Genomic DNA, 8,635 nt, shown 5'->3' on the forward strand with positions numbered 1-8,635 from the left:
CCCATCAACCATTAAATCCGTATACCCGAAATAAAATGAACGAACTCACCACCCGGCTTGCCTGTTTCATTACCATCGTTGGTATCGGCTCGACGATAGCGCTGGATCTCTGGGGGCTGTTGATCAGCAGGCTAACGGGTCGCGCTGCCAGCGACTGGGGCCTGGTGGGACGCTGGCTGCTCGGCATCACGCGGGGAAACTGGGTACTCGACCGTTGCAATGAAAACCGACCCAACGCGCTGGAGAAGATCATGGGCTGGGGCTTTCATTACCTCGTCGGGCTCATCTACGCTGCTCTGCTGCCGTTGTTATGGGGTGCCGACTATATCGCGCAACCCAGCGTTTTTCCGGTGTTCGTGATCGGTGTGGTGGTCAGCAGCCTGGCCGGTTTATTGATCCTGACACCGGGCATGGGCGGCGGCGTTCTCGCATCACGAACTCCGAACCCAGCGGCAACGATTAGCTATGTTCTTGTCGCACATCTGGTATTCGCCGTCGCTCAGTATCTTCTGGCGCTGGGCTTCGCCTGATCTCTGTCCCGAGAGGATTCCTGGAGGAGTCGCCCGCCCTTTACAACGTGGGGCACGGGCATAACTCAGCCACCATATGAACACAAAAACGTACAAAATGCCGGAATATGTACGTTTATTTGTACACAAAGACCCCAAGCTTCTTGACCCATCCGTATGTACGACATAATGTACATAAGCTGCTTATTTGTACGGTTTGATGCCCAATGCCCAAAAAAGTCGACACCGCCATCCTGCGCAAAGCCCAGATCCGCAACGCCCTGCACGATACCGGCCTGCTGATTGCCGAGGCACGCAAGGCAAGAGGCTGGACCCAGTCCCAGCTCGGGCAGCGTCTGGGCGATATAGATCGACGTCACATCAGCGCCATGGAAAAAGGTGACCCCAATGTGGGGGTTGGTCTGGTCGTATCCGCGCTCTGGCTGCTCGACCTTCCCCTGCTGGCAACGCTGCCCGAGCAGGATGTCACCGCGCAGGCAATGCGCCCTTACCCGGCCAACCCGGGCCTTGTTCGAGCAGCACGGGCAAGAAGCAAGAAACCCACCAGGCCTCGCGAAATCGACAATGATTTCTGACAAGGCCTACATCTGGATTTTTCTTCCCGGCCAGACGGAGCCGGTGGTATGTGGCGTGGTGGCCTGGGATGGTAGCGAATATGTATTCCGTTACGGCAAAAGCTATCTCGCCAGAGCGAATGCCATACCACTGTCGATCCCCGGTCGCCCCCTGGGTGAACTGACCGGCGACCCCTACGTGCTCGACAATGAACTTAGTGGCGCACTGCGCGATGCATCACCGGACGCCTGGGGGCGCCGCATCATCCAGCGCGAGATCGGCAAAGCCCTCAACCCGGCAGGCCAGCCCGACAACGCCATCGATAGTGAGCCAGGCGAGATTGATTATCTTCTCGGTGCTGGCGCCGACCGCATTGGCGCGTTAGACACCAGCGAAAGACCGGACGTTTATCTCCCTCGCGTCAAGCAGGCCAGCCCGCTAGCTGACGCCCAGAAAGCCGCTGGACAGATGGAACGCGGGGAAGCGCTTAACGACGATCTGGATGCGGCCCTCAACCATGGCACCAGCATTGGCGGCGCCCGGCCCAAGGTACTGTTCCGGCAAGGGAAGGAATACTGGGTAGCCAAATTCAGCTCCAGCCGGGACACCATCAACATGATCGCCGCCGAGCATGGCGCCATGCGTCTCGCTGCTGAAGCCGGTCTGCGCGTCGCGCCAACCCAGGTCCTGGATATTTCCGGCAAGGGCGTACTGCTGGTCCGACGCTTCGACCGGGCAATCCACGCCAGCGGCACACTGACTCGTCGACACATGTTAAGCGCCATGACCTTGATGAACCTGGACGAATACGCGGTACGGGCCGGAGAGGCAAGCTACCTGACACTGGCCGACGTGCTGCGCAAATACGCCCGGGACTTCCAACGTGATGGCCGAGAGCTTTTCCGGCGCATGGTCTTCAATATCCTGATCGGCAATATCGACGACCACGCCCGCAACCACGCCTGTTTCTGGGACGGTCAGGCCCTCGAGCTGACACCGGCCTATGACGTCTGTCCGCAACCCCGGCTTGGTTATTCGGCGGACCTGGCCATGATCGTCGGCAGCCTGGGCCGCGCCGCCACACTCAACAATGCCATCAGCCAGGCCGAGCGTTTTGGCCTCGCCAATGACGAGGCCGCTGAATGCATCGATGCACTAACACAGACTGTGGCCACACGCTGGGAAAACACTTTCTCGGCCGCAGGCCTGGCGGCTGGCGATATCGAATACCTGGCCAAAGCAACGCTCATGTCCCCATCCATTCTGGATTGAATGCCAGCCCCTCGCGGACCGGCACCATGTAGCACCGTGCAGAGGATTGATCGTCAAGGGCGAGATGCACAACAAACAAGGAAAGTCTGGCCTGCGCACCTATCTCACCATTAGATCAGCTCTCCAGCCTATCGCTGATCACCACGCTGGCCACCATGTCACCCTCCACATTCACCGCCGTGCGGATGGTGTCGAGGATACGATCGATCGGCAGCAGGATGGCGATGGCTTCTGCTGGCAATCCCACCGACTGAAGCACCATGATCATGGTGACCATGCCGGCACTGGGAATCCCCGGCGCGCCGAGGGAGGCAATCATGGCGGTGAGCATGACGATAATCTGCTGGGCCAGTGACAGATCCATGCCCATCAAATAGGCCACAAACAATGCGGCGGAGGCTTCATAAAGAGCGGTGCCATCCATATTCATGGTCGCGCCAATCGGCAACACAAAGCCGGCCACGTCCTTTTTCACGCCGAGCTGCTCCTCGGCACAGGTCAGAGACAACGGCAGGGTGGCGGCGCTGGAGCTGGTGGCAAAGGCGGTGACCAGGGCCGGGCGGCTGCCGCGCCAGAACCACAGCGGCGATTTGCGGGTAAACAGATAAAGCAGCCCGGGCAGAATCACCACACCGTGAATCAGCGTAATGGCAAACACCAGAGCGATGAATTCCGCCATGGTGCCCAGCAGAGCCATATCCTGGGTGGCCATCAATTGGGTCAGCAGCGCCAGTACGCCCAGCGGCGCCAGCTTCATGATCCACTGCACCATCAGCATCAACATGGCCATCAATGCCTGCAGACCATCGAAGAACAGATTGCCCTTTTCTGCGGTGCCTTGATCCTGGCTGGTGCTGACTTTCACCAACGCCACCCCCAGGAAGATGGCAAACACCACCACCGGCAGAATCTTGCCATCGGCCAGCGCGGTCACCGGATTCATGAACAGGCTATGCAGGAACTGCTGAAGAAACTCGCCCCCGCTCATGGATTTGGCGGAAAAGTTGGCCATGCTGTCGGCGAACATATCCAGTTGCAGCCCGCCACCCGGCTTCACCCAGCCGGTCACCGCCAGCGACAGCACCATGGCGCAAAAGGTGGACAACACAAAGAAGCCCAGCGCATAACGCCAGACCTTGCCCGCCTGCTGGTGGGACTTCAGGTTGGCAATACCGACCACAATGGAGGTGAAGATCAACGGGATCAGGATCATTTTCAGCAGGTCGATAAAAAACCGGCCCACAATGGTCGCCCAGTACAGCACCTGCTGCTTGATCACCGAGTCTTCCGCCACGCCATTCAGGAACCAGCCCAGCCCGATGCCGACAATGGCGGCCACCAGAATCTGCATATTCAAGCCAAAACGCATCCGTCGCCCGGGTTTGTTCGGTGGAGGAGACACTGAATCGTTGGCCATGCTTACCTCTTTTTATCGCGAACCTGTTTAGCCACTTTTGCGGCGCTGCACCCGTGCGGACGCCACCCGCATCAAGCGACGAAAGGTGGGGCACTCCAGATGACTACGCGCCTTGCAACGGGCCGCATGCTGCAGCCCGTCTCGCATGGCGCTGAGTTTCATGATGGTATCATCCAGCTCATGGGCCTTTTCCATCAACACCTTGCGGTCAATATTGGCCTCACCGTTGGCGCCAAACATGCGCCCCACTTCATCCAATGAAAAGCCCGCCGCCTGGCCCAGCGCAATCAGGGATAACTTGTCCAGCACCGCCGGCTCAAATATCCGTTTCAGGCCGCGCCGCCCGGTCGAGGCGATCAGCCCCCTCTCTTCGTAATAGCGCAAGGTAGACGCCGGCAGCCCCGTGCGCCTGGCAACCTCGGAAATATCCAGCATGGCTTGACCTCAAGTGGACTTGAACTCGTACGTTACCAGCAAATGCATCGCCGGGAGCCCCCCTTGGAAAACATGACTTCACTTTTCATCCATATCGCCATCATCGGCGGCACCGCCACCCTGCTCATGGATGCCTGGGGCTGGCTGAGACACCCTCTGCTGGGTGTTGCGCCACCTGACTATGGGCTGGTCGGGCGCTGGTTACTACACATGCGCCGGGGGCGCTTCTCGCATCCAGCCATTGCCAGGGCGGCCCCCATGCGGGGAGAACGGCTCACTGGATGGCTGTTTCATTATCTCACCGGCATGGTGTTTGCGGCGTTGTTATTGGCCATGGTCGGCCCACAATGGCTGGCATCCCCCACACCGGGCCCTGCGCTCATGGTCGGCATCGCCACCCTCGCCGCGCCCTTGCTGGTCATGCAACCGGCCATGGGCGCCGGCATCGCCGCCTGCAAAACACCAACGCCGAACAGGGCTCGACTGCAGAGCCTGCTCACTCACGGCGTGTTTGGAATCGGGTTATATGTTGGTGGGTACGTTGATGCGTGGATCATGCAGTAACCGTGCCCTGGCGGAGCGTTACGGATCAAAGACGATAGGTGTGAGCCCGTGCCGCTGATGGAAGGCTAAACACCCGACAGTTTGCTACTCTCGGTGAAGACTTCCTTCATTCACCCAACCAGGGAATGCTCATGAAAATGGAAACCCTTGCCGTGCGTGCCGGCTTTCAGGTAGACCCCACTACCAAAGCGGTGGTGACGCCGATCTACCAGACCACGTCCTATGCGTTCGACGACACCCAGCACGGCGCCGACCTGTTTGACCTGAAAGTGCCGGGCAACATTTATACCCGCATCATGAACCCCACCAACGCCGTGCTTGAAGAGCGAGTCGCCGCCATGGAGGGCGGCGTGGGTGCCCTGGCAGTTGCCTCCGGCATGGCCGCCATCGAGTACGCGCTGGAAACCATTGCCGAGGTGGGCGACAACATTGTCACCACCAGCAAGCTGTATGGCGGCACCTATAACTTCTTCGCCCATAGCCTGCCACGCCGCGGCATCGACGCCCGTTTTGTCGGCCACGATGATTTCGATGGCCTGGCGAAGGCCATCGACGGCAGGACCAAGGCGGTATTTTGCGAATCCGTAGGCAACCCGGCCGGTAACATTGTCGATATTGCCCGGCTGGCCGATATCGCCCACCAGGCCGGCGTCCCCCTGATCGTGGATAACACCGTGGCCACGCCCTACCTGTGGCGGCCCATCGAACATGGCGCCGATATCGTGGTGCACTCGCTGACCAAATACATGGGCGGCCACGGCAACTCCGTGGCTGGCATCATCGTTGATTCCGGGAAATTCCCCTGGGCCGAGCACAAGGAACGCTTCCGTGTGCTCAATGAACCGGACCCCTCCTACCATGGCGTGGTCTACACCGAAGCCCTCGGCGAAGCCGCCTTCATCGGCCGCGCCCGTGTAGCGCCCCTGCGCAACACCGGCGCCGCCTTGAGCCCGTTCAACACCTTCCTGATCCTGCAAGGCATCGAGACCCTGCCGCTACGCATGGATCGCCACTGTGAAAACGCCCGGAAGGTGGCCGTGTACCTGCGCGACCACCCGCAGGTCAACTGGGTGAATTATGCAGGCCTGCCGGAAAGCCCGGACCACGACATGGCACAAAAATACATGAACGGCCGGGCCTCGGGGATTCTCAGCTTCGGCATCGAGGGCGGCCAGGAGGCCGGCGCCCGCTTCATTGATGCCCTGCAACTGATTCTGCGGCTGGTGAATATTGGCGACGCCCGCTCCCTCGCCTGCCACCCCGCCTCCACCACCCACCGCCAACTGGACGACAAGGAACTGGCCAACGCCGGCGTCAGCCGGGAAATGGTGCGGCTATCCATCGGCATCGAACATATCGACGACATCCTGGCCGACATCCGCCAGGCACTGGAAGCTGCTCGCTGAGGCCTGGCCGGGAGGCGGCCAAGGGCAAGGCCTGGCTCCCGTCGCAATGCTGTAGGCTTTAGAACCCCTCTCCCGCTTGCGGGAGAGGGGCTGGGGAGAGGGCGATTTGTCTTTTGGGAGTAGAGACTCTCTTGAAATTCAAAGGCGACCCTCTCCCTGTCCCTCTCCCGTAAACGGGAGAGGGGAACTTTCTGGAAAGATTCGATGCTTAAGTGAACCGCGTTGCGGTTCCCAGCGACGCCTTTAATCCTTATACGTTTCAATAGCGGCAGGTTTTGCCTATTGCTTTCCGGAGCACGGGGCAAGAGCTGACCACCGCCCACTGCCCTGGCGAAGGGCTTTTCGCCAGATCAAATGGCCACCTCAAACAAGGCACCGACCCCCGCGGTCAGAGCCATAGCCAGAGCCCCCCAAAAAGTGACCCGAGAAGCAGCCACCACAACGGGAGCGCCCCCGGTTTTCGCTGCCAGCGAGCCCAGCAAGCCAAGAAACAGGAGCGAACTGCCAGGCACCGCCCACATCAGCAAGTGGGCAGGCAGCAGCAAGACGACCAGTAACGGAAGCGCCGCGCCGACCGAAAATGTCGCTGCCGAGGCAAGCGCTGCCTGAATCGGGCGAGCCGTCGTGACGTCTGAAATACCCAGCTCATCGCGAGCATGCGCGCCAAGCGCATCATGCGCCATCAGTTGCGCGGCTACCGTGCTGGCCAGTTGCGGGGCCAGCCCGCGCCTGACGTATATCTCGGCCAATTCCATTTTCTCTTGCTCCGGCGCGCTGGCCAGCTCGCTGCGCTCTCTGGCAAGGTCCGCCCGCTCCGTATCAGATTGGGAGCTGACGGACACATACTCACCCGCCGCCATCGACATGGCACCAGCAACAAGACCGGCCACTCCCGCCACCAGAACAGCCGTCGACTCTGCCCCTGCTGCTGCCACCCCCAGAACCAGACTGGCGGTAGATACGATTCCGTCATTTGCCCCCAGAACGGCGGCACGGAGCCAACCAATTCGCTCTGTCTTGTGTCTTTCAGCATGTCTCATATGCGAAGTTCCAGTGAGAATGGAAAAGAATCATCGAAAGCCGGCCTCGGCCGGCACAACCCGACCGGGGCCCCCTGCCAACCATTTACTGTATGCCCGGATCCCAATGGCAGCCAGCAGCAACATCTCCATAGTGACAACAGAGGGCTCCGGGGAATGGAATCAACGTCATTGCCCTGCATCACTCTGACAGCCCGGCCACCGCACAAATGCTCCGGGCGATTTCCGGCCCCTTGTATTCCTCGACAAAATGACCCACCTCGGGATACACATGCATGGCCTTGTCCAGTTGCGGCAGCGCGGTCAGCCACTGATCCCGCACCGACGCCTTGCCACAGGGATCAAACTCGCCGAAGTGAGCAGCCGCAGGAATACCACGACCTGCGCAGCCCCAGCAGGCCGGCAACTGTGCCTGCATGCGCCGGTAGAAATCGTGGTTGTCCTGCTTGCCATGTTTCCTGTCGGTGTAGGCATAGCCATGCCCCCACACCGGCGTCTGGCGCACATTGCGCTGGGAACTACGGGCGTTGGCCTTGCTGCGCAGGGATTCCGAGAACACATAGGCCGGGGTATTCACGGGAATCCGGCCCAAAGCAAAGCGCACTTGCTTGATGAACGAGCGACCGTAAATCAGCCCCACCGGGGCCGGGTTGGCGCCCTCCAGCACCGAGGCCGCCGCCCCGCCCCATAACGAGCGGGGGATAACCCAGCCCAGACTGCTCCAGGGCATCACCCGCAACGGCCAGGCGTCATAGGTGTAGCCATCGGCGGGCATGGGGAAAATGGTGGTATTGAGCACCACCAGACCGTCGACCCGATCCATCTGGTCGAGAAACGCACCCACCCCGATGGGCCCGCCCCAGTCATGGATCACCAGAATCACATTGCGCAGGTCCAGATGCTCAATCAGCATGCGCAGATTGTCAGCATGATGCATGTCCACCATTTCGTAATCCGCCTGGTCAGAAATGCCAAAACCGATATGATCCGGGCAGACAATTCGCAGTGGCACCTGGCTGTCCTGCAAGGCCTGGCGGGCATGACGATAGGTGTAGGAACATTCGGGATTGCCGTGCACAAACAGCACCGTCTTCTCCGGCGTTACACCCACCGGGCAGTAATCCGAATAGAACAGGGTCTTGCCGGCATCATAGCCCTCGGGCACGGTGAACCAGCGGTCCGCCCCGGGCGGGCAATAGTCATCCGGCAATGTGCGCAAGGGGGAATTAGACTGAATGGCAATGCTCATGGGGCGGCCTCGGCTCGGTATCGGATCAAGCCCAGCCAGTGTACCAAGACCCGCGCTTCACGCATTTGCAACACAGAACACGCTTTACTGCGCCAGGGTACACTTCAGGTTTTATACTGGCAGCGACAGGCACACCCCATCTTTTTAAAGAGCGCACCATGACCACC

The 8,635-nt window shown here is 60.2% G+C and carries 9 protein-coding genes; 5 read left to right on the forward strand and 4 right to left on the reverse strand.

The genetic code is table 11. The features are described 5' to 3' along the window. From A11A3_RS16725 to A11A3_RS16735, 3 genes are all read left to right on the forward strand, one after another. A partial coding sequence (locus A11A3_RS16725; RefSeq protein ID WP_008930520.1) for a DUF2938 family protein occupies positions 1-530 on the forward strand: 530 nt, incomplete at its 5' end. A gap of 206 nt (positions 531-736) precedes the next feature. Beyond that, entirely contained in the window at positions 737-1,105 is a 369-nt protein-coding gene (locus tag A11A3_RS16730) for a helix-turn-helix domain-containing protein (protein ID WP_008930521.1), read from the forward strand. Further along, a complete protein-coding gene (locus A11A3_RS16735; protein ID WP_008930522.1) occupies positions 1,095-2,357 on the forward strand; it encodes a type II toxin-antitoxin system HipA family toxin in 1,263 nt (420 codons plus the stop codon). The genes A11A3_RS16730 and A11A3_RS16735 overlap by 11 nt, the downstream gene beginning before the upstream one ends. Positions 2,358-2,472: 115 nt before the next feature. On the opposite strand, the gene A11A3_RS16740 is transcribed toward A11A3_RS16735, so the two are convergent. Together A11A3_RS16740 and A11A3_RS16745 are read right to left on the reverse strand one after the other, a co-directional pair. Next, positions 2,473-3,774 carry a dicarboxylate/amino acid:cation symporter gene (locus tag A11A3_RS16740; protein WP_202802699.1) on the reverse strand — a complete coding sequence of 434 codons (1,302 nt, stop codon included), beginning with the start codon at positions 3,772-3,774 and terminating at the stop codon, positions 2,473-2,475. 27 nt (positions 3,775-3,801) lie between these two features. Further along, positions 3,802-4,209 carry a helix-turn-helix domain-containing protein gene (locus tag A11A3_RS16745; RefSeq protein ID WP_008930524.1) on the reverse strand — a complete coding sequence of 136 codons (408 nt, stop codon included), beginning with the start codon at positions 4,207-4,209 and terminating at the stop codon, positions 3,802-3,804. 72 nt (positions 4,210-4,281) lie between these two features. Between A11A3_RS16745 and A11A3_RS16750 the strand changes: the two genes are divergently transcribed. Beyond that, complete coding sequence (locus tag A11A3_RS16750; RefSeq protein WP_040297469.1) at positions 4,282-4,773, forward strand: DUF2938 domain-containing protein; 492 nt, start codon at positions 4,282-4,284, stop codon at positions 4,771-4,773. A 131-nt stretch (positions 4,774-4,904) separates the two neighbouring features. Beyond that, the gene (locus A11A3_RS16755; protein ID WP_008930526.1) at positions 4,905-6,179 is read left to right on the forward strand and encodes a bifunctional O-acetylhomoserine aminocarboxypropyltransferase/cysteine synthase; all 1,275 of its coding nucleotides are present in this window, start codon (positions 4,905-4,907) and stop codon (positions 6,177-6,179) included. 350 nt (positions 6,180-6,529) lie between these two features. Here A11A3_RS16755 and A11A3_RS16760 read toward each other — a convergent pair whose 3' ends face one another. Both A11A3_RS16760 and A11A3_RS17335 read right to left on the reverse strand, forming a co-directional pair. Beyond that, positions 6,530-7,219, reverse strand: coding sequence for a VIT1/CCC1 transporter family protein (locus tag A11A3_RS16760; protein WP_008930527.1), 690 nt, complete (start codon positions 7,217-7,219; stop codon positions 6,530-6,532). Between the two features lie 181 nt (positions 7,220-7,400). Continuing rightward, positions 7,401-8,468 (reverse strand): alpha/beta fold hydrolase, encoded by a 1,068-nt coding sequence (locus tag A11A3_RS17335; protein ID WP_008930528.1) that lies wholly within the window; start codon positions 8,466-8,468, stop codon positions 7,401-7,403. Between the last annotated feature and the right edge of the window lie 167 nt (positions 8,469-8,635).

It is taken from the genome of Alcanivorax hongdengensis A-11-3 (assembly GCF_000300995.1).
Classification (GTDB): Bacteria; Pseudomonadota; Gammaproteobacteria; order Pseudomonadales; family Alcanivoracaceae; genus Alcanivorax; species Alcanivorax hongdengensis.